The organism is Solibacillus sp. R5-41, assembly GCF_002736105.1.
GTDB lineage: Bacteria > Bacillota > Bacilli > Bacillales_A > Planococcaceae > Solibacillus.
On sequence record NZ_CP024123.1, the window covers coordinates 1,922,536 to 1,948,575 of the forward strand.

Below are 26,040 nucleotides of genomic sequence, written 5' to 3' on the forward strand. Positions count from 1 at the left end.
CCATACTTATCATATAGTTTATCCAAGTGATCTGCATATTTTCCTCTTTGAAGTTTTTCAACTTCATCAGTATGGTACAGTTCCAGAGCTAGTTCCGTTACTTCGTAATCGACTTGATAATATGCCAAAAGAAGTATTTGATTCTTATAGTCAGCGCAGTAAAGGTGCAGGCTCACATGCTGAAGTTTTAGCTGTAAATGAAGAGCTGAAGATGAATCCAAGTGATCGAATAGAAGATTTTACTGTAAATGTAATAAGAACAGGAATAAGGAATTAATAAGAATAAGCCTGGTGGGGTTATGTTCAAATGTTGTCCACATTGTTCGTATTTATTAGATGGATTTGAAGTAATATCGGAGGTGTCAAAATTTGGGAGGAAAAATATTAAGTAGAGAATACGTTATGAAAAATGGTATGATATTTGGAGAAAATTTTGGATATGGCGGGGATGATTATGATTCCTTTATAGTGGAATATGATCAAGATAATAATGAACATCTTTTTACTGGTATAATCTATGACTGTTATGAAAATGGTAATTTAGCCAGCTATTATATGGTTAAGAGTGGGATTAAAGATGGGGAAATGGTTCAATTTTATCCGAATGGACAAGTAAAAAAAATTAAACATTTGGACAAAAATACTTTAGAAGGTAAACAAAAAGAGTTTTATGAAAATGGCGTTTTAAAATTAGTTGAATATAGAGTTTTAGGTAGATTAGTGAGCTTTAAAAAATATGATTTACAGGGCAATGTACTAGAAGAAAAGAAAGAATCAATGGAATCTGACCTAACTTAGGTTAAAAAATTGGGTGAATAATGAAAAACGAAGAACTGTTTAAAAGAGAACAAGAAAAATGGATATCTAAGATTTCATTAAAAAATAATTTTGAGTTAGCAGATATTCATATGGTAGCTGGAATTGATATTGCATATTGGACAGAGGGAAAAGTAGATTATGGGGTTTGTTGTATTGTCGTAATAGATTATATTACAAAACAAATCATAGAAGAAGTAGAATATTGGGGACAAATAGATGTGCCATATATTTCAGGATATCTGGCTTTTCGGGAACTTCCTGTGGTAATGGAAGCAGCGAAAAAGCTGCAATGTAAACCGGATCTTTATATGTTTGATGGGAATGGCTATCTTCATTATAGGAATATGGGAATCGCAACCCATGCTTCATTTTATTTAAATAAGCCTACGATAGGTGTTGCAAAAAGTTATTTGAAGATAAAAGATACGGATTTCCAAATGCCTAAAAATGAAATGGGTGATTTTACTTATATAGAGGTTGATGGAGATGTTTATGGGGCGGTGATGAGAACGAGAAAGGATGTAAAGCCCATTTTTATTTCATGCGGTAACTGGATTGATTTGGAGACTTCAATAAAAATAACTCTACATTTTGTAGAAAAAAATAGCCGATTACCAATTACGACACGTTATGCAGATTTAGCTACTCATGAGAGTAGAAGAAAATATACTCAATAGATTAATTTTAGTATCTATTTTACTATTAGTTGAGAAAATAGAGGTAGAATGAATAAAGATAGAAAATATATGAACTTAAAGCACTTGATTGCCTATAACAGGCGACAAGTGCTTTTTCGTATTTTCATATTCATAGATTGAGAAGATGATGATTATTTAGTTAGTGTACTAAGTGTTAAATTTTATACAAGTACTAGCATCAAGGGGAAGAAAAGGCGATGGAAATAGAGGTTTCGATATTAGTATTCGCCAACCTGCTCACCTCGGATTCATTAACCTTTTTTTCGAATGTGAGAAAAAATGAAAAATCCGACAAGCAAAATCGCAAAAATCCCTAATCCTTGATAAATATATTGGGTGAATTCCTTTTTGTACGTGTATTCACCTTCTCTAATTGCTTTAATAAATTTCCCGTTCTTATCTTGAATAGCGATGGCAACCACTGTATCAATACCCTTGATAGAAAAATATTTCGTTCCTTTTGGATAGACATTTGAAAAATTACCACCATATGACTCCATATCTGAATATGACGTCACTTTTCCAATTTGTTTGTCAATATTAGTGACCGCTTCCTCGCTAATCACATAAATAGAATCATCCCAAACGACAAAAGGGTATACCCAACTTGTTGCCATTGCATTATATGGGAAAAATAAACCGAATAAAATACTTATTCCTACTGTGAAAGGTAGAAAAGTTTTAAAATTCAAAATTTACACACCCCCAATATAGTTGCTATTATTTCATTCTAATAATTAGACTTTTAATCATGATGAAGGTTACAACAAATTTCATGACCTGACTTCACAATGAAGGTTAGTTTTCGAAGTGACCGAACAAAGATATAATGCTATTTTATATGAATTCCAATAATTAGATATTAATTGACAAAACTTTGGAAATAGATATATTGTTATAAAGAATCCCGTCGAGTAGAAAATGTTACACTGTATAGAGTCCGAATGATAGTATCACTGAATTTGAATATGGCGATGCTATTTATTTAATGCATTGTTTCAGAATAATTTAAAGCATTTTCGCTCATGATTGTATTTATTTTTGATTATTAGGAACAAATGTTCTATAATCGATATAAGTATATATGGAGGTGCAGCTTAATTTGAGACCAAATCTAACAAAAGATATTAGTGTCGAAAGTTTTAAAGATTTCTATTGGTTAAAGGAAGAATTGCAGTCATTTTGTAGAGAAAATGGACTTAGTGCTACTGGATCGAAAATAGAATTATCTGATAGAATTGAAATATTTCTTCAGACAGGTGAGATAAAAAAGCCTATCAGAAAATCAAGAGTCAATAAGAAGATAGAATCACAAGTAGATTTAAGTCTTGATACCTTCATTACGGAAAACCATCGTTGTAGTCAAGATGTAAGAGTGTTTTTTAAGGCAGTTATTCCGAAATTCCATTTTTCCACCTATATCCAAAACTACTTTAAAAACAATGTAGGAAAGACTTATCGTGATGTTGTAAATGCTTGGTATGAGGAAGAAGAACGACAGAAAGACCCATCATACAAGAAAAAAATTGGACCTCAATTTGAATACAATCAATTCATTCGTGACTTTTTTGCAGACCAGAAAAATCAATGCAAAAGTCGTGAAGAAGCGATAAAAGCCTGGAATGAAATTAAGAAACTTTCTGGAAGCAACAAATATGAATCCAGTAATTTCCCCTTATAAACACTTTGATATTTGAATTGTATGTTCAAGTAAGCCACAATCTATACGAAAACACCTTATTTTAATAGAAGGAGAACAAAATGACATTAAACAATTTTGAAGAATACGAAGATCCTATATTATATGATCAAGAAAATGAAACGTATATGCCCGAAATTCCTTTCCTATTAAAATGGGCATTCAAAAAGCAAGGATTCATAATCGATTTAGCTTGTGGGACGGGGAGAGTTACGATTCCGTTAGCGGAAAATGGACATAGGCTTATCGGGGTTGATATACATAAAGGGATGTTAGATGAAGCCCGAAAAAAATCAGGTCAGCTTGATTTGCAAATAGAGTGGATCGAGCAAGATTGTACGAAGTTAAATTTAAATGCCAAAAGTAATTTAATCTATTCAGTCGGTAATTCGTTTCAGCACTTCCTTACTAACGAAGCACAGGATGAGTTGCTGTCTTCTGTAAATAATCATTTAGAAATGGGCGGGGTTTTTATTTTTGGCACTAGATTCCCAAGTGTGGAGGAATTGCTACAACCACCTACAGAAGAATATTGGAAAACGTACACTGATCGTGAAACGCAGCATACAGTGGATGTTTTTACGATTAGTGAATACGATTCTTTAGACCAAATTCAACATTATACGACAATAAGGAAATATAAAAACCAGGATGGCAATTTAATAGACGAAAAAAGCACTAACATTCGTTTACGATACGTATTTCCAAAAGAAATGGAAAGACTTTTAAACGCTCAAGGTTTTGAAATTCTTCATTTATACAAGGATTGGAAAGAAACACCTGTAACGAATGATAGCTATGAGATGATTTATGTATGTAAAAAAATTCGGTAACGTTCAGGGGAATAGGAAAAAAAACCTTAACTTAAGTTGGTTATAATTTTTAGTTGAGTGGCATTTATATACTAAATACGGAAATCTGTTAACAGAACAGCGGAGGTACTTATGATTGAGTACGTTTGTAAAGCCTTTGGGATACAGCCTGGTTCATTTAAGTATTTCCGACAGGGTGAAAGGTTACTAATAAAAGTTACATCTATAACAGGTGAGGATTATTACATAAAGGGCGAACAAACGGAGCGATCCTATACAGAAGCATGCTGTCAATTTGCACAGAAGTTACTTGAAAACGGAATACTGGTCACGAAATATCTTAAATCAGACGAAAAAATGTTTACAATTGTTTATAATCCGTATTTAATTACGATGGAGAAAGCGATAATTGGTGAAGAATTAACGAAAGTTAATGATGGAATCATTGAAATACTCGGACGATTTTTGGCGAGGCAGCATCAATTTTCACTCTCCATATGTTCACCATTTCAACAAGAGACGTCATGGAGTATGTTTGGTGGTAATGCGACAGAACTTTTAGGTGACTATGATGAAAATGAAAGAAGCTTTTGGGCGTTTCGAGATGCGTTTTATGCGCATCCAAAATTCTATTTAATAGAAGAACTTTATATGAAACATCGCAATCAATTGAATTCCGTTTGGTCGAACTTACCACAGTCTGCTGTACAAGGGGATTGCTGCTATTATAATTTTATTAAAACGCAGGAAGGCCTTACACTACTTGATTTCAATTTGGCTGGAAATGAAGTACTGTTAAATGAGTGTATTGCTGTCGGTGTTTATCATAGCTGGCATGTGGCATATGATGGGAGTCTTACACCGGAAGAACGGTTTGCATTATATATGAAGGCATATACGCATATTCGTCCATTAACTGAGCTTGAAAAGAATAATTTTTCTAGGTTAAAATCCATTATCAGAGCTTTTCGATATGACCGAATTGAAGCAGGTATAGCATGTAAAAAAGAAACCTTTGTCGATGAAACGTATTCGATATTAAATGAAGGAAATTTACAAATGTCATGAAAATCAAACAAATTTGTCATGCAATTTGGAAATGTATATATTGTAGGAGAAAAGTAGTGATAATTAACCGATTAGCTAAATATCACCCCTTTTCTCTATTAATGAAGCAACCTAATAAAAAAAATAGCGTCTGTTCTTTTCTAACTGGGAGGAAACTGCTATTATGGGTATAGTGTGACGACAGTCAGTGAATTATGAGAGTGGTGAAATTTAATGGATGAACAAAAGAAAGATGGGGGACAAAACGAACAAAATGAACAACAAGAACAAATCGTAAAGCCTGCAGGGAAATTTTTACGATTAAAACCATTTGCGTTCATTATGATTATGTTCCTAACAATTTTGGTCACTGCTGGGCTAACAATTTTTGCCTTAACATTTGGAGAAAAAAAGGTTGTTGAAGTAAAAGTTCCAGTAGAACGAGCAGAATTCAAAAAGTTTTATGAAGCGTATGATAAATTAAATTCAAAATATTACGTTGAAATTGATCAGGAGAAAGTTCTATATGGTGCAATTAACGGAATGTTTGATGCGCTTGGTGATCCTTATTCGGATTATATGAATCAAGAAGAGGCAAAATCATTTAATGAAAGCTTATCTTCTAGCTTCCAGGGAATTGGCGCTGAAATTCAAGAACGTAATGGATACATTATGATTGTATCACCGATTAAAAATACGCCAGCTGAAAAAGCAGGACTTCAACCAAAAGATATGATTCTCTCGGTTGACGGGAAAAGTGTTAAAGGGTTGAGTGCGACTGAAGCAGTCCTTTTAATTCGAGGCGAAAAAGGGACGAGTGTTACACTAAAAGTTCAACGTGGTGATGCGGAGCCAATGGAAGTTGAATTAACTCGAGATGATATTCCAGTGGAAACGGTATATGGTGAGATGGACGAGGATAAAATTGCGCATATTCAAATTACTTCATTTAGTGAAGATACAGCTGAGGAGTTAGAAAAGCTGCTAAAGGAATATGAAAAGCAAGGGATGCTCGGTATTGTGCTGGATGTCCGTCAAAATCCAGGTGGCTATTTAAATGCAGCAATCGACATTTCCAATATGTTTGTAGAAGAAGGCAAGGCAATCGTTCAAATTCAAGAACGTGATATCGCGCCACAAACGGTATTTGCAGATAATCGTAAAAAATATAAATTACCAGTTACAGTATTAATAGATGAAGGTAGTGCTTCTGCTTCTGAAATTTTAGCAGCGGCATTAAGTGAATCTGCAGGTGCAAAAGTTGTCGGATTAAAATCATTCGGTAAAGGGACAATGCAAGAAGTCCTTTATTTAGAAGACGGTGCCAATCTGAAATTTACGACAGGTAAATGGTTAACTCCAAAAGGTAACTGGATTAATGAAAAAGGCGTTAAACCGGATGTCGAAGTGAAGTACCCTGATTATGCTTCATTATCTTATATTGATCCGAAGCAACAATATCAAGTGGGTTCAGAAAATGCGGTCATTACTTCTGCAGAACGTATGTTAGAAGTACTAGGCTATTCTCCAGGTACTGTGGATAATATCTTTGATAAAGAAACAGAACAAGCATTAAAACAATTCCAAGAAGCAAATACATTAGAAGTAAATGGTGTGTTAACTGGAGAAACAACTTACGCATTACTTGATGCGATTGGTCAAAAATTAAAAACAGATGATCCGCAAATTGTAAAAGCAAAAGAATTATTAGGTGTAACAGCTGAAGAAGGCACATCTAGTAACTAAATCGATTAAAAAATAAATGGGCTGGTACGAGATGTTTCATTACATCTTGTAGCCAGCCTATTGTTATAGGAAGTGATTGGATGAAGGACGTATATTTATTTAGTGGATTTTTAGGAAGTGGCAAAACGTCGATGTTAACGGACGTTATTCGACAGCTAAAGGAAAAGGGGTTAAAACCTGCTGTCATTATGAATGAACTCGGTAAATTGCCTTTTGACTCCCAAGCCGTTGAGGAAGATGTGCCCTTAAAAGAAATGCTTGAAGGATGTATTTGTTGTACTGGTTCTGAGAAGACAGAAGCACAAATACAGTCATTACTCCACGATCAGGAATTTGATGTACTCATTATTGAAACAACCGGCGCAGCGCATCCAGTAGAGGCGTTAGATGCTGTGTACTCGCCGATATTTGCTGAGCAGCTGAATATTAAAGGAATTATTACCGTTGCTGATAGTAAATTATGGCTAGATCGCGCCAGTTTAACACCTCAAATCCGTTCATTATTTATGGAACAAATTCGCCATGCCCATTTATTATTAGCGAATAAAATGGATTTACTAACTGAATCTGAGCAAGGTCAAGTCGTACTGGAACTGCAAGGGTTAAATCCGAATGCGTTTATTTTACAAACGACAAATGGACGAGTGCCACTTCAATTATTACAAAAGATGCAATCAACAGCACGTATTTCGAAAGATGAAATTGTTTCCGCGCGCATTGGGAAAAGTTTTAATTTGGGCTCTCGACTTATTGAATTCCAGGTTAGCTTTACACAGGAACAGTTTGAGGACTGGGTACGAACGCTGCCAGACACGGTTTACCGGATGAAAGGGTATGTGCCGATCGACGGGGTGAAAAACCCAATGCTATTTCAATATGCATACGGAATGGTGCAATGGCTGCCAGAATTCATAAAGATGCCAGCAAAATTAGTGATTATCGGGGAGAATATTGAAAATTTACACGTTATTGGAGAGGGCAAATAATCCGTCAACCCCTTTTGAAATGTAATAATCTCTTACATTGGGAAATTTTATAGTGAAAATGAATAAGGAAATACTATAAAAAAGGCTTATAGATTGGTAGATGGCGTCATTACCAATTTATAGGCCTTTTTTTTTTCAAATTGTATTTTACGATAGGAGCATGAAAGGAGGCGTACGAAATGAAAAAACAAGTAATGACATTTTGTGCAGTAATACTTTTAGCAACGCAAGCACCAGTTGCCAATGCAGAGGGGGCTACTCAGAAATCCCCAGAGATTCCGAAGCGAGGATACAACTATCAATTAGCAAAATACAATCCATATGAAATGGTGCAATTAAAATATAAAGAAATGATGGGCTCAGAAGATTCGTCAAAGAATACATTTTCTTGCTACGGTTTGAAAATACCGTTCCCAATAGTAAATTGGGGTCAAATTGTAAAACCGGGTGAGAAACCAAATTGGAAGCCAGTAGAGAAGCCGGTTGAAAAGCCAGTAGAAAAACCAGTGGAGAAGCCGGTTGAAAAGCCAGTAGAAAAACCAGTGGAGAAGCCGGTTGAAAAGCCAGTAGAAAAACCAGTGGAGAAGCCGGTTGAAAAGCCAGTAGAAAAACCAGTGGAGAAGCCTATTGAAAAGCCAATAGAAAAACCAGTGGAGAAGCCTATTGAAAAGCCAGTAGAAAAACCAGTGGAGAAACCGATTGAAAAGCCAGTAGAAAAACCAATTGAAAAACCAGAAGACAAACCAGTTGTAAAACCAGGTGAACCAGAAGATGATAAGCAAGAACAGGGTTCATCAACGATTGATACAATCGAAGCAAAAGTTGTTGAATTAACAAATGTCGAACGTTCGAAACAAGGATTAAAGGCACTTCAAATCGATCGCCCATTAATGGCGTCAGCGCGTGAAAAATCACAGGATATGAAAATTAAAAACTATTTTTCACACACATCTCCGACATGGGGAAGTCCATTTGATCAAATGAAAAAGCTAGGTATTTCATACAAATCTGCAGGTGAGAATATTGCTAAAGGTCAACAAACTGCAGAAAAAGTAGTAGAAGCATGGATGAATTCAGCAGGTCACCGTGCCAATATTTTAAATGGTGACTATACGCATATTGGTGTGGGCTATGTAAAAGAAGGCAATATTTGGACACAACAATTTATAAAAAAATAAGCAAACATACGACAACCTACTTCGAATTAGAAGTGGGTTGTGTTTGGTTTTAAAGGGGCAAATAGCCTAGAGATATGCAAACTATTTATCGAAATTCAAGCTACATAATGACAGTATGTGCTTACAAGTTACGAGATATTGTCGATTTTTCTTGCGTAGGGATTTTTTTGAACGTTATAATTGTGCTACAATGTTGGAATAGACGAGTGTTTATGAATCTTGCTAATTCAAACTCGCTTGATAACTTTTTGATTCCAGAGCAAGTTGATTGAAATGAAGGGGGAGGCAACTATGGCTACTGAGCAAAGCTTCCAACCAGCAAATAAAATCAACCGTGGATTATTGAGAAGAATCCAACTATATATATTGAACATATGAAAACTGCTTAATATTGAAATGAAAATCTAAATAAGAATCCGTCGCCTTGTTGCAAAAGCATACAGATGAGTCTTACAGATTTATGCTAATATTGTCTTTGCGCCTTATGTACCAATGCAAGCATATCAAGTACACACTTTTTTAGAATCTATATTAGAAAGTTTAAAGTAGCAGGAGGATTTCTCTAGTTCAACTTATATACTTAATTAAAAAGAAGAAATGGCATGGATTTACAAAACGTTGCATAAAATTATACAAGAGAATTGACTGTGTTAGGAGTAAACGTATGAAAGAAAAAACAATAATATTAACAGGTGGGGGAACGGCTGGTCACGTATCTTTAAATGAAGCGATTATTCCATCGCTTTTTGAAGCGGGTTATAACGTTCACTATATTGGCTCACATGATGGCATCGAAAAAGAATTAATTGGGAATGCGTTTCCCAAGTTACCTTACCATAGCATTTCTAGTGGAAAATTACGCCGCTACTTTTCAATGAAAAACTTTAGCGACCCATTCCGTGTATTAGCGGGGGTTGTGCAAGCATTTACGATCATAAAAAAAATAAAGCCTTCTATTATTTTTTCTAAGGGTGGATTCGTTTCTGTCCCGGTTGTGATGGCAGCTAAACTTGCGAATGTGCCGGTTGTAGTACATGAATCCGATGTAACGCCTGGATTAGCCAATAAATTAGCTTTGCCGTTTGCTTCACATATTTTTACCGTTTTTAAAGAGACGATGAAGCATCTACCAAATGACAAAGCGACGTGTACAGGGTCCATTATCCGTCAGCAATTATTTGATGGTGATAAAGCGCGAGGCTTGTCTTATTGTGGTTTCACAGAAGAGAAAAAAGTGTTGTTAGTGATGGGGGGGAGTTTAGGTTCTGTCGTCATTAACGATGCGCTACGTGAAAATCTTGATGAATTATTAGAAGATTATCAAATTATCCACCTATGCGGGAAAGGGAATTTGGATGATGGTTTGACGTCACGAGCAGGGTATAAACAATTTGACTATGTGACAACAGAATTACCGGACTTACTTTATGCTTCCGATTATATCGTATCAAGAGCAGGATCAAATTCTATTTTCGAGTTTTTAGCTCTCCATAAACCGATGTTGTTAATTCCATTATCTGCTGCAAAAAGTAGAGGGGATCAAATTTTAAATGCGCGGTTATTTAAAAAACAAGGATTTGCGGAAGTTTTGGATGAAGAATCTATATCAAAATCATCATTTTTACGTGCCATCAAAAACTTAGAAGCACATGCCGATGAAATACAGGATCAAATGCTTGATGTAGAACATCCAAAAACGCCAGCAGAAATGGTGTCGTTAATTACACAGTATGAGATCTAATCAATGCTGAATTCTTAATAACGTAAAAAATGGCATTTTGACTTTTTCGTCTGAATGCCATTTTTGCGTTTATAAAATATAGGGGGGAAATTCACCTTTAAAAACCACCTATATTGAAAATAGGTGGCTTGGGATTTCACATAGCTTGCTCTTCTTCATCATTAAGCGTATGCGCAGTTGTGATATAGAATAAATCTTTTGGTATTTTAAATAGATGAAATTTTGTTTCACCTAGATTAATCTGTTCGAAAAGGACTGGATTCGATTGTTCCGCATCTACGACATAAGGTAATTTTAATGCGGCAGCTTTTGAGCGTTCATTTTCATTGCGAATTCGCAAAAAAACCGTGTTGAAGTCATACTCAAAAAAGAGTTCGTTTAAAAAGGCTAATTTCGCTTTCTGATTATAGCCTAATCCTTGGTAAGGCTGACCAATCCATGTACCTAAAAATCCAGCGTCATCTTGAATATCAAAAATACTAATTGTGCCAATCGGAATACCCCACTCATCAATAATCGTTCTAGAAATGGCTTTTCCGTTAATTTCTTCTTCCATTAATTGTTTAGTCATAAATAGATATTCTTCAGCGGAAGTTGCTTTTTGTCGAACATAAGGAAATACAGTAGGATGTTTTATTAGTTCATATAATTCTGCAGTCTCGTATAGTTCTCTTTGTTTTAACATGTGAAACGCCTCCTTTTAAGGAAAATGGTAGAGCCTGTTGAAAGTGTTAGAAACACAAATTTTTCTGAAATAGAAAAACCTTTTTAATAGATAAGGAAATACTCATATTGGAAAATCCACTTTAGGCATAGCAGTCACTTATATCTGTTTGACCGGAGTGGTGTCTTTCTAATCACAAGGCAGTAGTCATTTCGAACTTGATCCAATCTAAAAGAAATAGACGTTAAACTATGGTTTTAGCTTCCGTTGTTGCAATCTATACTTGGCTTAGAAAAACAATATCGAAATAAGGTTAATACTGTTATTTTATAATAAAATAATCTCTCTTAGCAAGTGGATTTCTCGAAAAAACAATTATTTCCTTGAAATCGATATTTTATTCAGAATAATCATAATACTACGAAATTTGGAGGATTAGGAAATACTTTTTATTTATACGAATCATTATATGAACAAGAGTTAGAATGGGTTCTTTAATAGTTATTGTTGGCAAAAAATACATTGGAAATACGGTACATTATGAAAAATTTTCAACATCTATAAATAAGAGTAAATTTATTTCTTGTGTGGTATAATAACCAAATTTTACCGACATGTTTCCGAGTGCAAAATATTTGTGCCAACGTATGAACGTGGTGTAGGCTTTATTAAAGTATGTGTTACAATAATGAACCTTACAACACTTATTATTATAAAACGACATCGGTATAGAAAAGAAAGTTTTCATATAAAATGCGGGATGCATTAAACAAAGTGCTGTATATATTTTTATGTAACTTATCTTTATTTGTGATGTTACGATAATGGGTTTTTACATTATAAAAATTTTAGATGGAAAAATTCGGATTTTATGTTGTGAAATGTTCGGTGAAACAGTACAATATGTAAAATGGAATAATATAGGTGAATTAAAATTAGGTAATTCGGTGGGTTGAAGTACGGAGTTAGGAGGGATAAAAGTGGCTAGTATTGACTATACATTTGAACAATTAAATATCCTATTTGAAAATAGTCGCGATGCGGTATTTTACATGGAAAAAATAGAAGACGATTACAAGTATATCTATTTAAATAATGCTGCGCTAAAACTGATAGAAAAGAATCCAATTGGAAAAACGGTTTGTCAGTCAACACCTCCTCATTTATCCAAAAATATACTTCATTATTACAATCTGTCATTTGAAAAGCATGAACAGGTTGATTTTGAAGATTTTACATATACTAAATCTGAGATTCGAAAGCAAAATACTTCTGCTGTTCCTATTACGAGGGGAGATAAACAGTTTGTCCTTGCGACAACAAAAGAAGTTCCTTTTAATCGTGATATGGAAGACAAATATTTATTTATGCGCTCCGTCTTTTTTAAATCGTTTTTATCCACTGTTTTAATCTCGACAGATTTACAATTGCTTGAAGCGAATCCGAAATTTGTTGAGGATTTTAATATTCAATTAGACGAGGTACACAAGAAAAATTTCTTCGATTTACCGTTTATTGATGAAAAAAGTGCGCCCTTATTAAAAAAATATTTAAAACAAGCTCAAAACGGTGCCAATATTACGTCCAAAATGCTCTATTTTATAGATAAAGATAAAGTCCGAAGATGTTTTACGGCGACTTTTTCATCGTTAACAAGTAATGATAAAGTCATTGCCGTATTCGTTATTTTGCAAGAAATTACACAATTCATTAAACAGGGAGAAGAGTTAAAAACGACATCGCATGGGTTTGAAACATTTAAAGAGGCTATTAATTCTGCTGCAGATGTTATTTTTGCAGATACAGAGGGTAGAATAGTGGACGTGAATGATCGGGTAATTCAAAATACCGGGTATACGCGTGAAGAACTGTTTGGTAAACCGCATTCTATTTTCAATTCTGGTATTCACTCGGATGATTATTTTAAAGATTTATGGACGACTGTGAACACTGGCGGGGTTTGGCGGAATGAAGTATGTAATCGCAAGAAAAATGGCGATACGTATTGGGTAGATTCCACTATTATCCCTATGTTAAATGAGTTTGGGCAAATCCATCAATTTTTAACGATTCAATTTAATATTTCTGCAAAAAAGAAATTGATGTCCGAGCTTTATCAAGTTGAACAAACTTTCCGAGCAATTACAGAAAATACGAATGATTTTATCGTTGTGACGGATCAAGCTGGTAAAATTAAATATGCTTCTCCTTCCTATATTCGAAAATTAGGTTACTTAGAAAATGAACTCATTGGCAAGCCTTACGAACAGCTGTTGGGTGAGGAGAGTTTAAAAAAATGGCGTAATATTATTTCGCAAACGTACCCTAATAATAATGTAGAAAATAAAATGGAATTACTGCTCCAATCAAAAAAATCGGAAAAAATTTGGACGGAAGGGAACTATACGATTACGATTGATTTTTCTCAAAATGAAATTTCAGAAATTATTATGGTTTCTCGTGAAATTACTGAACGGAAAGAATTAGAAAACAAGCTTAGGTTTATGGCCTATCATGACAGTCTGACGCAATTGCCAAACCGCCGTTTATTAAATAAAGAATTTTTCCCTATTTTAGAGAAAGCGAATGCCAATTTTAATTCGGTTGCCTTTTTTTATATTGATGGAGACAATTTCAAACAAGTGAATGATGATTTTGGCCATGATATCGGGGATGAGTTTTTAAGGGAATTTGGCCAAGCCCTCGTCCGCAGTGTCAAAAGTGAGGACTTAGTTGTACGCTTAGGTGGCGATGAATTTTTAATCGTCGTTACAGAATTATCTCGCAATGAAAATATCCGAATAAGGGAATTAGAAAAATATATTAATAATATTCGTGAAACATTAAAAATTGGTTTTGAAGTTCGAAATCATAAATTTTCTCCAACATCTTCTATTGGCATTTCATGGTATCCAGAGCATGGAGACAGTTTAGATGAGTTAGTTGATTTAGCCGATCGCGCTTTATATAAAGCTAAACAAGTGCGTAAAAATAATTATGAAATTTGTGATATCATTTCGAATGCTTAGATTTGAGAAAAACAATCGACCTCATAAACTTTATATAGAAAGGCTTGTAGTACATTATTATGTGCACAAGCCTTTTTTCTTTCATCAGCAGACATCTCTCACCTTAATAAGTAGTGAAAAGAATTCGCTCTTGACGCAATTATGCCGAGGCGTAATTGATGTAAGAAGTAAATCCATGTTACCAAAACAGTACTCATGTTAAAATAAATGGACTAAGTCACAAATTAACGATGTAGTGAGGTAATGAGATGAAGCAAAAAATACTCGTAGTAGAAGATGAAAAAAATATTGCACGATTTCTAGAGCTAGAATTAAAGCATGAGCAATTTGAAGTGACGCTCGCATATGATGGCAGAGCGGGGCTGGAATTGGCCACAACTGAACCATTTGATTGTATTTTATTAGATGTAATGTTGCCAGAGCTGAACGGCATTGAAGTGTGTCGTAGAGTTCGCAAGCAAAGTGACGTACCAATTCTATTGTTGACTGCACGAGATGCAGTGATGGACCGCGTCGCAGGGTTAGATGCAGGTGCGGATGATTATATTGTGAAACCATTTGCCATTGAAGAATTACTTGCTAGAGTTCGGTCCATTTTGAGACGCGTTGGGCAAGTGAAATTGAGTGAACAGCTACAAGTCCGTGCGTTAATTATCGATACAGAGGCGTATGAGGTAATTTTTGAAGGGCATAAGCTTGAATTAACTCGGACAGAATATGATTTACTTAAACTTTTAGTGGAAAATTTAAACCGAGTTTGTACGAGGGAGCTTATTTTAGAAGCGGTTTGGGGGTTTGATAATGAAGTGGAAACAAATGTAGTGGATGTTTATATCCGACATCTTCGTTCGAAACTGCAAACAACGGAGGCGCCCTATATTGAAACTGTGCGAGGCGTAGGATATGTGGTGAGAGGATGAAAAAGCTCCAACAAATGATCTTAAATTTATCTTTGAAAGCGAAATGGACATTAACAGTAGGGGCCACTATTTTTATAAGCTATGCCATTATTTCAATCGTTTTATTTATTGCCCTCCAAACATGGCTTTTGCATAACGAAGAAAAAAATGCGATGCGTACAGTAGACGACATTACAAGCTTTTTTGAGTCGCAGGGTAGTGCTGTTACAATACAGCAATTACAAAATAATACCGCCCTTATGAAAGCCATTTTAAATCAAGAGCAGACAGTTCGAATTTTTAATTATGATGGTGTTGAAATTATTCGGATTAATGATGTAATGCCTGCAGTTGCCTTACCACAAATGACCGAGGACTATTTTTCTTCCATTATAAAACAGCAAGAGGTCGAGGGGACTGACGCATTTGTTGTTCATAAAATCGTTCAGATTGGTCCATTTCAAGGGATTATGCAATTGATTCATCCATTAACAACATTCCACTCTATGTTAAATTATATTTTGACGACAATTGTCATAGTTGGACTGGGGGCACTCTTATTTTCTGTTTCAATTAGTTATTATTTGGCCAACATTTTAATTAAGCCAATTGTCCAGTTACGGGATGCGATGATTCATGTGCGAAAAAGGGGATTTACAGCGCAGCCCCAATTTAATTATAAGGCAGATGATGAAATTGGCGATTTGTTAACGATGTATCGGTCGATGATGAATGAACTTGAAATATCGTTTACGAAACAGCAGCAGTTTGTCGCGGATGCGTCCCATGAACTGCGTACGCCGATTCAAGTAATCGAAGGACATCTTTCATTAATTAAAAGGTGGGGGAAGGATGATCCTGAAGTTTTAGCCGAGGCATTGGATACATCACTTGAAGAAATTGTGCGTATGAAAAAAATGATCGAGGAATTATTACATTTAGCAAGAAGAGAAGAAGTAGATGAAAACGCGGTTACTGATGTGGAACTTGTGTTGGAAAATGTGGAACAGGAATTACTGCTACTGTATCCGTATGTACAATTTAAACGTGATGTTATAGGACAGAAAAAACTTGCTTCTATTACAGAACAAGCAGCAGGTCAAATTTTTAGAAATATTATGAGTAATGGCATTCGGTATAATGATAAGGAGCAAAAAATACAACTATCTATTCATTATACTGAGCTAGCTATTATGGTCACAATACGAGATAATGGGATAGGTATTTCAGAAAAGCATTTGCCTTTTATTTTTGATCGTTTTTACCGAGTCGATGAAGCACGCTCAAATCACATCGGTGGGACGGGTTTAGGATTAAGTATCTCAAAAATGCTCGCTGAAAAATACCGAATCGAGATCGATGTAAAAAGTTCTGTAAATAATGGGACCTCATTTATACTTAAATTCCCTTTAAAGTAGACGATTTCTAGCGTTTCTAATTTAAATTTCAATAGTTCACGAAAAAATATGCTTAATTTGCTAAAAAGAGTTGTATTTTCTGTGAAGAGTAGTAAGATTGAGATGGAAAAAATGTTCTTCTATATTTCTTATCGCGATTGAATAAAATGAATAGAAGAATGGTAAAATGTTATTTGATTTATTTTGGTTAATTATTGGAACAACCAATAGGCAAAATTTGGAGGTTATTTTCATGTCGAACAATGTATTACCTGCAGGTTCCGTTTGGTCAGCGTTTTCTGGTCCTAACTTAGGTTATGTGATGGAACAGTATGACCTATACTTGCAATCTCCTGAAGAGGTAGAACTACAATTAGTAGAATTATTCCAAGCATATGGTGCACCTGTATTTTCTGATGGTGCAACTGTTGTTACAGGGGACACAACAGGCACTGGTGATTACACGAAAGTTTTAGCTGCAGTAAAATTAGCAGCAGCAATTCGTGAATATGGTCATTTAGCTGCGGATTTATATCCATTAAAAAATCGTACTTTAGAGACTAATCGAATTAAAGAAAGCGTATTCAATTTAACTGATGCAGATTTAGTGGCTATACCAGCAACAGTATTTTTCAAAAATGTTCCAGCGGGTATCGCGAACGGGAAAGATGCGATTGCTTATTTAAAAGCCATTTATACAGATAAAGTAGGCGTAGAATATTCACATTTACAAAATGATGTGGAGCGTGAGTGGATACAATCTAAAATTGAATCAGGCGTATTCAAAAATGCTTTATCATCAGATGAGAAAAAAGCAGTTTTAGAGCGATTAACACGCGTTGAAAACTTTGAGAAATTTATCCATAAAACATTTGTTGGTCAAAAACGTTTCTCTGGTGAAGGTTTAGATACACAAATTATTTTATTAGATGAAATTTTAAAAGGCTCAGAAAACAACGGCGTGAAAAACGCGCGTATTGGTATGGCTCACCGTGGCCGTTTAAATGTATTAACACATATTTTAAACAAACCATATGACATGATGTTCTCTGACTTTGCTCACGTTTCAAACGAATTATTTATGCCTGAAGACGGCAAACTTGAAATTACAAAAGGTTGGACGGGCGACGTAAAATATCACATGGGTGCATCGTATATGCGCGCAACTGGCATGAACGTTAAACTTGCTTACAATCCATCACACTTAGAAGTAGGGAACCCAGTTGTATTAGGTGCGGCTCGTGCTGTTCAGGACGATACAACTGCTCCAGGTACGGCTAAGCATGACGCGTCAAAAGCAGTAGGTATTTTACTTCATGGTGACGCGGCGTTTGCTGGTCAAGGTATCGTAACAGAAGGCTTTAACTTCTCTCAAACAGAAGGCTTCTCTACGGGCGGTACGGTTCACATTATTTCGAACAACATGATTGGTTTCACAACGGAATTATATGATTCACGTTCATCTGTTTATTCATCAGATCCTGCAAAAGGTTATGATATTCCAGTTATCCATGTGAATGCAGATAGCCCAGAGACGGTTGCACAAGTAGGTCGTTTCATCGCGGAATACCGTGCGAAATTCGGAAAAGACATCGTAATTGACTTAATTGGTTACCGCCGTTATGGTCACAACGAAACGGATGATCCGACAGTAACAAACCCAGAAACGTATAAGTTAGTTGCAAAACATGAACCTATTCGTGCGCTATATGGTGCTGAGTTAGCGGCTACAAACGTTGTAACAGCTGAACAAGTGAAAGAGCTTGATACAACGATTTACGCAGAAATGCAAGCAGCGTACGATCACGTGAAATCAATGGCAGAAAAAGATGAGCATATTGCAATCGAAATGCCAGAAGAATTAAAGGTAGAATTCCCAGAAGTCGACACAACAGTTGATTTTGATCGTTTAAACAAAGTAAATGAAGATTTATTAGTGTTTGAAGGTGGATTCCAACCACAAAACAAACTAGGTAAAATTTTAGAAAAACGTCGTGAAGCATTTGCAACGAATAAAATCGATTGGGGTCATGCGGAAACATTAGCTTATGCGACAATTACGCAAGACGCTACACCAGTTCGTTTTACAGGTCAAGATGCACAACGCGGTACGTTCTCTCAACGTCACTTAGTTCTTCATGACAAAAATAATGGTAATGAATATACGCCATTACACCACATAGATGGCGTGAAAGCGTCATTCACAGTTTGCAACTCACCACTTACTGAAGCTGGTGTAGTTGGCTATGAATATGGGTATAACTTAGAAAATGAGAATGTATTATCGATTTGGGAAGCACAATTCGGTGACTTCGCAAACATGGCACAAGTAATGTTCGATAACTTCATTTCAAGTGCACGCGCTAAATGGGGTCAAAAATCAGGCTTTGTTATCCTTTTACCACATGGTTATGAAGGTCAAGGTCCTGAGCACTCATCTAGTCGTATGGAACGTTTCTTACAATTATCAGCTGAAAACAACTGGTTCGTAGCAAACTGTTCAAATGCAGGCAACTACTATCACTTATTACGTCGCCAAGCTGGTCTTTTAGGCACAGAAGGTGTACGTCCATTAGTAGTCGTTTCTCCTAAATCTTTATTACGTCACCCATTAGCAGCAGCTAGTGCGGAACAACTTGCAACTGGTCGCTTCCAAGAAGTGATTGAGCAAGAAGGCTTAGGCAAAAACGTAGCAGCAGTAGAAAAAGTAGTACTTGGTACGGGTAAAGTGATGATTGACTTAGCTGAACGTGTGAAAGATGGCGAAGGTTTCGACCACTTACACATCGTACGTGTTGAGCAAATTTATCCATTCCCGAAACAACAAGTGGCGGATATTATTGCACGCTTCCCGAATGTGAAAGAAATCGTTTGGGTACAAGAAGAGCCGAAAAACCAAGGTTCTTGGATGTATGTACTTGAAACACTTTACGATATGGCTGATGGTAAAAAAGTTAGCTATGTAGGACGTCCTGCAATGAGCTCGACTTCTGAAGGAGACGGCGATTCTCATAAAGCTGCTCAAACTAAATTAATTACAGAAGCATTAGAAAAATAATCGAATCATGAATTTAAAAAGGCTGCTTGTATAGCAAGTAGCCTACCTATACAAATTTGTATAGTGTAATTAAAGGAGGATATTAAAGTGGCTGAAATTAAAGTCCCTGAATTAGCAGAATCAATTACTGAAGGTACAATTGCTCAGTGGGTGAAAAAAGTTGGAGATCGCGTAGAAAAAGGCGAATTCATCGTAGAATTAGAAACAGATAAAGTAAACGCTGAAATCATTTCTGAAGAAGCGGGTGTATTAACTCAAATTTTAGCTCCAGAAGGCGATACAGTTCTTGTAGGTCAAGTAATCGCAGTAGTTGAAGCTGGTGAAGGCGCAGCACCTGCACCTGTAGCACCAGTTCAAGAAGCGGCACCAGCACAAGCGGCTCCAGCTGCTCCAGTTGCAGCACCAGCAGCTCCGGCTCCAATCGTGGAAGAGTCTACTGATCGTGTGATTGCATCTCCAGCAGCACGTAAATTAGCTCGTGAAAAAGGAATTGACTTAGCGGCAATTTCTCCAGTAGATCCACAAGGCCGTGTTCGCGTACAAGACGTTGCAGCTCATGGTACAGCACCAGTAGCTCAAGCGGCAGTTGCAGCAGTAGCAGCAAATGGCCCAATGGTATTCACTCCAGCAGGCGATTCTGATCGTGTAACGGTTGAGAAAATGTCTCGTCGTCGTCAAACAATTGCAAAACGTTTATTAGAAGTTAAACAATCAACTGCAATGTTAACAACATTTAACGAAATCGACATGACAAACATCATGGCATTACGTAAACGTAAACAAGAGCAATTCGTAAAAAATAATGACATCAAATTAGGTTTCATGTCGTTCTTTACGAAAGCTGTTGTTGCAGCACTTAAAAAATATCCTTACGTTAACGCACAAATTAGCGGTGACGAAATTCACTTAAACAACTTCTTTGATATCGGTGTTGCCGTATCTACAGAAGAAGGTTTAGTCGTACCTGTAGTACGTGATGCAAACAGCAAGAACTTCGCAGAGATCGAAAGAAATATTGCTGAATTAGCTGGTAAAGCACGCGACAAAAAATTAGGCTTAAACGACATGGCTGGTGGTTCGTTTACAATCACTAACGGTGGTGTATTCGGTTCATTAATGTCTACACCAATCATGAACGGTACACAAGCTGGTATTTTAGGCATGCACTCAATCGTAAACCGTCCAGTAGCGATTAACGGTGAAGTTCAAATCCGTCCAATGATGTACGTGGCATTATCTTATGACCACCGTATTATCGATGGGAAAGATTCTGTTGGTTTCTTAAAAACAGTTAAGGAAATGATCGAAAATCCAGAAGATTTATTATTAAATTCTTAATTATTTATTAAAAAAAGCGAGCGCACCTCTATATGAGGTATGTGCTCGTTTTTTTGTCCGTGCAAATATCTGAAAAATGCATGTTGACAGAAAATATAGATTTATAGTATTATTTATTCATTCATTAAATAATTTAATAATAACCTCACATTCTTGTGGGGTAGAGGCGCGGTATTTATTAGTTTTTCATGGAGCTTAGAGCATGCATCGAGATGAAAAAGAAGGATCTACCGCCGAAGTTTAAGAAGAGCTCTATCTTTTTATGCTGGGTCTGCAGTGAATAATTGCAGGACTGTCTCGGTTATCCTCGCGGTAATCGAGTTGAGCTATCTCAATATGGGATTGTAGGGGATTTGAGCTATTTTTTATTTAGCGACCTAAAATCTTCTTTTAGGTCGTTTTTTTATGGTTAAAAACATTATCTTAATCTTCTTTGATTGAAGTAGGTTTTCCTGTTAGTAAAATAGCTCAAAAATAAGTAAATAGGAGAGAATGAATATGAAAAAGAATTTAGTATTAGTTTTAACATTAATGGCGATGATGCTTGTATTAGCAGCGTGTGGATCAGACAAGGAAGAAGGAACTACTGAATCAGAGGGATCTACATCAAAAAAGGTGTTAAAAGTTGGAATGGAAGCAGGCTATGCACCATTTAACTGGTCACAAAGCAATGATTCATTTGGCGCGGTAGCCATTTCAGGTTCAAAGGAATTTGCAGCAGGATACGATGTTGAATTCGCAAAACGTATTGCTGAAGGTTTGAATATGGAATTACAAATTGTAAAAACTGACTGGGATGGCTTAGTCCCATCATTACAATCAGGTGCGATCGATTTAGTTATTGCGGGAATGTCACCAACAGATAAACGAAAAGAATCAATTGATTTTACTGAAAACTACTATACAAGTGATTATGTTATCGTTGTGAAAGCAGATGGACCTTATGCAAGTGCAAAATCAATTAATGACTTTGCAGGTGCAAAAGTGACAGGGCAACAAGCAACAACACATTATGATGTTATCGACCAAATGGACGGTGTGAAGAAAGAAGTAGCAGCTACAGACTTCGGTGCAATGCGTGTTCAATTAACTTCAGGTGCGATTGATGCATACGTTTCAGAGCGTCCAGAAGGGATTTCTGCTGAACTAGCAATGAAAAACATTAAATACATCGTACCAGAACCAAACTTCGAAGCGGATCCTTCAACAACTGCCGTTGCAGTAGGATTAAAAAAGGGTTCAAATTTAGCGGAACAAATCAACAAAGTTTTAGCTGAAATTCCAGAAGAAGAGCGTCAAAAATTAATGGAAGACGCCATTGCAAATCAACCAGCAGCACAATAAGAGGTTGCGAATAGAAAGGTTGTCTTGCCGGCAAACGGAAGGCAACCTTTTTCGATTAGTAATATTTTTTATTAGAAAGCTGCTTTCCGTGTAATACATTTACATCAATTACACATTGGCGTAATTGCGTCCAGATTTTGAATTGTGCTTAGGCCTGCACGATGCAGGTCAGTTAGCCGTTGTCGCATGGATGCGACGATGTTAGGCTAACATCCTAATTTTAAATCCCTTCAAAATCTGTGACATCCGCCGGAGGATATATATGTATGAGTAATGACATCAAAGATATTGGAGGAGAGCAAAATGGCATTTTTAGATTCAGTTTGGACGTTGTTCATAACTAACTGGGAAGTATTTTTACGTGGTGCATATACAGCGCTCATCCTAGCAGTTATCGGGACAATTTTCGGTGTCCTTATTGGTTTTTTCATTGGAATTATGCATACGATTCCACAACGTAAAAAATCAGCAAAAACGTATTTACTAAAACTCGTTAATTTCATTTTAACAGCCTATGTTGAAATATTCCGAGGAACACCAATGATGGTACAGGCAATGGTTGTCTTTTATGGTTTATTCTATTTAGGAATTGATATCGATCGTTTTTTAGCAGCAAGCATTGTAATTAGTTTAAATACTGGTGCGTATATGTCGGAATACGTGCGTGGTGGGATTGTATCAGTTGATAAAGGTCAATTTGAAGCAGCGCAAGCCATTGGTATGAATCATTTACAAACAATGATCCATGTTGTATTACCTCAAGTCGCACGCAATATTTTACCAGCAACAGGGAACCAACTTGTTATGAATATTAAAGATTCATCCGTGCTGAGCGTTATTTCAGTAGTGGAGCTATTCTTTACAGCCAACTCTGTAGCAGGAAGTAATTATAAATATATTGAAGCCTTCTTCATTGCGTCTGTACTGTACTTTATAATGACCTTCACAGTGACGCGCTTCTTATTACAATTTGAAAAGAAAATGGACGGGCCAGAATCCTTTAAAGTGGAGTTAATTACGGGAAACAAATTAGAAAAGGAAGGTGAATAATACAATGACAGCAGTGATTGAGATTCAACATTTAAATAAAAAATTCGGTGATCATGAAGTTTTAAAAGATGTCAATTTCCAAGTGAACAAAGGAGAAGTTGTCACGCTAATCGGTTCTTCAGGATCGGGTAAATCAACGCTACTCCGTTGTATTAACTTACTTGAAATGCCAACAGCTGGTGAAATTATTTATAATAATAAAACGATATTAGCGGAAAATCATAACATTGAAAAATACCGCACCCATCTTGGAATGGTATTCCAATCATTCAACTTATTTAATAATTTAAATGTGCTTGGTAACTGTGTTGTCGGCCAACAAAAGGTATTAAAGCGCTCAAAAGAACAAGCAGAAGCAAATGCGTTGAAATACCTAGAGCTAGTCGGGATGAGTGCGTATAAAAACGCAAAGCCACGTCAATTATCAGGGGGGCAAAAGCAGCGTGTTGCGATTGCTCGTGCACTTGCGATGGATCCAGATGTCATGCTCTTTGATGAGCCGACGTCGGCATTAGACCCAGAAATGGTGGGAGAAGTATTAAAAGTCATGCGTATGCTAGCAAGCCAAGGAAATACAATGCTTATTGTGACGCATGAAATGGAATTTGCGAAAGAAGTTTCAGACCGCATTGTTTTTATGGACAAAGGGGTGATCGTAGAAGAGGGCCACCCAAGTGAGGTATTAGTAAACCCTAAAAATGACCGAACGAAAGAGTTTTTAAAACGCACATTAAAATAATATTCAGCACGCTTGTTCCTTCTAGACATAAAAAAAGAGCTTGCAAAATGTTGCAAGCTTATTTTCTAGAGTTCCACTCAGAAACGATAAAAAATATAATAGCAAAAGCAATAGCGATTGCAAAAAACCACATTGGAACACTACCAAATGTCATGAAGGCCACCTCTTAATAATAGTGTAACATGTTCATAAGGGACATTCAAACGAGCATTTGCATAATGTGTAGCTTTATTCAGTAGGGTGGTCTCAACACCCGAAGATTGTTAGCTTTCACGGGTAGGTATACCTTGAAAGGTATAAAGTCCGTTCATACTGGAGAAAATTTGGGTTCCTTTGTATAGGTACTATCATCTTAGGGGAAAATCGTATAAAATAGATATTATACAAGTTATTTAAAAGTGAGGTAAACAAATGTTACATTTAAAATGGAAAGATGCGCCAACGATTCGTACCGTGAAATGTGTGCACACAAACGCAGCTAAGTATTTAGTTTCAAATGTTTTAACAGTTGGAAAAGAATACGAAGTGAAAAATGAAACGGAAGAGTTCATTTTTGTTATCGACAATACAGGCCAAATTGGTGGCTACTACAAAGAGTATTTCGCTTAATAGCCTACTTAATGAAATTAGAAAAACAGCTCATCTTCTTGAAGTATTTTCACTTCACGAAGACGAGCTGTTTTTTATTTTTGCTCAATAATAATATGTTCGATTTCATGACGCTTTTCATTGCTCGTCACTTGCACGCGCAACGTATCTTCTATATCTTGTAGCAATCTTAATTGTGTTTGCTTGAAACGATCTATATCCTCATGATTCACAGCAAGTCGTTTGCTACTCTTAGATGTTGACTCGAGCATTTTCCCGTTTTTACGTAAAAGCTCCTCTGATGCATCCATTAAGCGCTGTTGAGACTGCATGGCACGTCTTTGGTTATTCATGCTAAGGAGCATCGCAATTTGTGATTGCCAAAGCGGGATAGTATTCATAATCGAACTTTGAATTTTCTCAATTAGTAGCTGGTTCGTTTGTTGAATTAATCGAATTTGCGGTGCGTATTGGATTGCTACCTCACGTGATATTTCTAAATCATACATCCGTCGATCAAGCCACTCAATTTGCATTTGCAGGTCGTTCAATTCATTTTGTTTAAAGGGATCCGTATTTTCCAACAAAGCTTGCTGAATCGTAGGCAAAATAACTTCTTGAAGATGCTGTTTTTTTATTTCTAGTGAAGCAATAAAAACATTAACTTCTTGGAAATATTCTTCATTGACAGCATATAACTCATTTAAAAACTGATAGTCCGCCAATAACCCATTTTGCGTATGTGATAATTGGATGCTGAGTCGATCAATCCGTTTACTTAGCTTGTTGTAATGGGTCATAATTTCTTGAATCGACTGTTTAGGACGATTAAAAATGCGGGCAAAAAATCCTTTTTCCTCTTCCACTAATGCATCAGGATCGATTTCTTCTAGATGTTGCATCAAATCAGACAGCACTTCACCAACTCTCGAAACATCTTTTCGCTGGATATAATTAAGCATTTGTGAGGTGAATTTTTTTAGTGCTTCTTGTGCCGGTAAACCGAATACTAGAATTTGTTCATATTGATGGATTGGTAAATCTGCTGCTAAATGTACAGCCCGTTGTTTGGAAATTGTACTAAGCGACGTAAAAAGCGGTGTTGTTGCATTGTTGGCAACATTCACCGCAAATTGTTCTCGTGATGCTTGAATATCGACACTTCCACTAGATGTGAAAGCATCGAAAGGGTTTATTTCTGTTCCCAT

The 26,040-nt window shown here is 36.1% G+C and carries 22 protein-coding genes, 1 pseudogene and 1 riboswitch; of the genes and pseudogenes, 20 read left to right on the forward strand and 3 right to left on the reverse strand.

Going from position 1 to position 26,040, the window contains the following annotated elements; all coding sequences use genetic code 11:
- The first annotated feature begins 121 nt into the window (after positions 1-121).
- From CSE16_RS21320 to CSE16_RS09235, 3 genes are all read left to right on the forward strand, one after another.
- A complete protein-coding gene (locus tag CSE16_RS21320) occupies positions 122-277 on the forward strand; it encodes a hypothetical protein (protein WP_157764886.1) in 156 nt (51 codons plus the stop codon).
- A gap of 92 nt (positions 278-369) precedes the next feature.
- Positions 370-798 carry a toxin-antitoxin system YwqK family antitoxin gene (locus CSE16_RS09230; protein ID WP_099423623.1) on the forward strand — a complete coding sequence of 143 codons (429 nt, stop codon included), beginning with the start codon at positions 370-372 and terminating at the stop codon, positions 796-798.
- Positions 799-818: 20 nt separating this feature from the next.
- Positions 819-1,496, forward strand: a complete 678-nt coding sequence (locus tag CSE16_RS09235) for an endonuclease V (RefSeq protein ID WP_099423624.1) — start codon at positions 819-821, stop codon at positions 1,494-1,496.
- 272 nt (positions 1,497-1,768) lie between these two features.
- Here the strand turns inward: CSE16_RS09235 and CSE16_RS09240 are convergent, their stop codons facing one another.
- Complete coding sequence (locus tag CSE16_RS09240; protein ID WP_099423625.1) at positions 1,769-2,209, reverse strand: hypothetical protein; 441 nt, start codon at positions 2,207-2,209, stop codon at positions 1,769-1,771.
- Between the two features lie 410 nt (positions 2,210-2,619).
- Here CSE16_RS09240 and CSE16_RS09245 point away from each other — a divergent pair, with 410 nt between their 5' ends.
- The 7 genes from CSE16_RS09245 (at position 2,620) to CSE16_RS09280 (ending at position 10,726) form a co-directional block, all read left to right on the forward strand.
- Positions 2,620-3,198, forward strand: a complete 579-nt coding sequence (locus CSE16_RS09245) for a DUF6434 domain-containing protein (protein WP_099423626.1) — start codon at positions 2,620-2,622, stop codon at positions 3,196-3,198.
- A gap of 80 nt (positions 3,199-3,278) precedes the next feature.
- On the forward strand, positions 3,279-4,049 hold the full coding sequence (locus CSE16_RS09250; protein WP_099423627.1) for a class I SAM-dependent DNA methyltransferase: 771 nt from the start codon (positions 3,279-3,281) through the stop codon (positions 4,047-4,049).
- Between the two features lie 111 nt (positions 4,050-4,160).
- The gene (locus CSE16_RS09255) at positions 4,161-5,096 is read left to right on the forward strand and encodes a protein kinase family protein (protein WP_099423628.1); all 936 of its coding nucleotides are present in this window, start codon (positions 4,161-4,163) and stop codon (positions 5,094-5,096) included.
- Positions 5,097-5,309: 213 nt separating this feature from the next.
- Complete coding sequence (locus CSE16_RS09260) at positions 5,310-6,821, forward strand: lmo1851 family serine protease (protein ID WP_099423629.1); 1,512 nt, start codon at positions 5,310-5,312, stop codon at positions 6,819-6,821.
- Positions 6,822-6,901: 80 nt separating this feature from the next.
- Positions 6,902-7,807: a CobW family GTP-binding protein gene (locus tag CSE16_RS09265; protein WP_099423630.1), complete on the forward strand. Its 906-nt coding sequence runs from the start codon at positions 6,902-6,904 to the stop codon at positions 7,805-7,807.
- Between the two features lie 179 nt (positions 7,808-7,986).
- A complete protein-coding gene (locus CSE16_RS21855; RefSeq protein ID WP_253896219.1) occupies positions 7,987-8,985 on the forward strand; it encodes a CAP domain-containing protein in 999 nt (332 codons plus the stop codon).
- 664 nt (positions 8,986-9,649) lie between these two features.
- Positions 9,650-10,726 (forward strand): undecaprenyldiphospho-muramoylpentapeptide beta-N-acetylglucosaminyltransferase, encoded by a 1,077-nt coding sequence (locus tag CSE16_RS09280; protein WP_099423632.1) that lies wholly within the window; start codon positions 9,650-9,652, stop codon positions 10,724-10,726.
- 136 nt (positions 10,727-10,862) lie between these two features.
- Here the strand turns inward: CSE16_RS09280 and CSE16_RS09285 are convergent, their stop codons facing one another.
- Positions 10,863-11,411, reverse strand: coding sequence for a GNAT family N-acetyltransferase (locus CSE16_RS09285; protein WP_099423633.1), 549 nt, complete (start codon positions 11,409-11,411; stop codon positions 10,863-10,865).
- 959 nt (positions 11,412-12,370) lie between these two features.
- Here CSE16_RS09285 and CSE16_RS09290 point away from each other — a divergent pair.
- From CSE16_RS09290 to CSE16_RS09330, 10 genes and pseudogenes are all read left to right on the forward strand, one after another.
- Positions 12,371-14,419, forward strand: a complete 2,049-nt coding sequence (locus CSE16_RS09290; protein WP_099423634.1) for a diguanylate cyclase domain-containing protein — start codon at positions 12,371-12,373, stop codon at positions 14,417-14,419.
- Between the two features lie 248 nt (positions 14,420-14,667).
- Positions 14,668-15,339 carry a response regulator transcription factor gene (locus tag CSE16_RS09295; RefSeq protein ID WP_099423635.1) on the forward strand — a complete coding sequence of 224 codons (672 nt, stop codon included), beginning with the start codon at positions 14,668-14,670 and terminating at the stop codon, positions 15,337-15,339.
- Between the two features lie 14 nt (positions 15,340-15,353).
- A pseudogene (locus CSE16_RS22200) lies at positions 15,354-16,214 on the forward strand (histidine kinase dimerization/phospho-acceptor domain-containing protein); the annotation flags it as partial.
- 21 nt (positions 16,215-16,235) lie between these two features.
- The gene (locus CSE16_RS22205; RefSeq protein ID WP_371514647.1) at positions 16,236-16,736 is read left to right on the forward strand and encodes a sensor histidine kinase; all 501 of its coding nucleotides are present in this window, start codon (positions 16,236-16,238) and stop codon (positions 16,734-16,736) included.
- Positions 16,737-16,968: 232 nt separating this feature from the next.
- Positions 16,969-19,773, forward strand: a complete 2,805-nt coding sequence (locus CSE16_RS09305; protein WP_099423637.1) for a 2-oxoglutarate dehydrogenase E1 component — start codon at positions 16,969-16,971, stop codon at positions 19,771-19,773.
- Between the two features lie 87 nt (positions 19,774-19,860).
- Positions 19,861-21,111 (forward strand): 2-oxoglutarate dehydrogenase complex dihydrolipoyllysine-residue succinyltransferase, encoded by a 1,251-nt coding sequence (gene odhB, locus CSE16_RS09310; RefSeq protein ID WP_099423638.1) that lies wholly within the window; start codon positions 19,861-19,863, stop codon positions 21,109-21,111.
- 153 nt (positions 21,112-21,264) lie between these two features.
- Positions 21,265-21,448: riboswitch (Lysine riboswitch) on the forward strand.
- Between the two features lie 161 nt (positions 21,449-21,609).
- Positions 21,610-22,455, forward strand: coding sequence for a transporter substrate-binding domain-containing protein (locus tag CSE16_RS09315; protein ID WP_099423639.1), 846 nt, complete (start codon positions 21,610-21,612; stop codon positions 22,453-22,455).
- A 303-nt stretch (positions 22,456-22,758) separates the two neighbouring features.
- Complete coding sequence (locus CSE16_RS09320) at positions 22,759-23,505, forward strand: amino acid ABC transporter permease (protein ID WP_099423640.1); 747 nt, start codon at positions 22,759-22,761, stop codon at positions 23,503-23,505.
- Between the two features lie 4 nt (positions 23,506-23,509).
- Positions 23,510-24,244 (forward strand): amino acid ABC transporter ATP-binding protein, encoded by a 735-nt coding sequence (locus CSE16_RS09325; RefSeq protein ID WP_099423641.1) that lies wholly within the window; start codon positions 23,510-23,512, stop codon positions 24,242-24,244.
- Positions 24,245-24,655: 411 nt separating this feature from the next.
- The gene (locus CSE16_RS09330; protein ID WP_057985235.1) at positions 24,656-24,853 is read left to right on the forward strand and encodes a DUF6501 family protein; all 198 of its coding nucleotides are present in this window, start codon (positions 24,656-24,658) and stop codon (positions 24,851-24,853) included.
- Positions 24,854-24,927: 74 nt separating this feature from the next.
- Here CSE16_RS09330 and CSE16_RS09335 read toward each other — a convergent pair whose 3' ends face one another.
- Complete coding sequence (locus tag CSE16_RS09335; protein ID WP_099423642.1) at positions 24,928-26,040, reverse strand: toxic anion resistance protein; 1,113 nt, start codon at positions 26,038-26,040, stop codon at positions 24,928-24,930.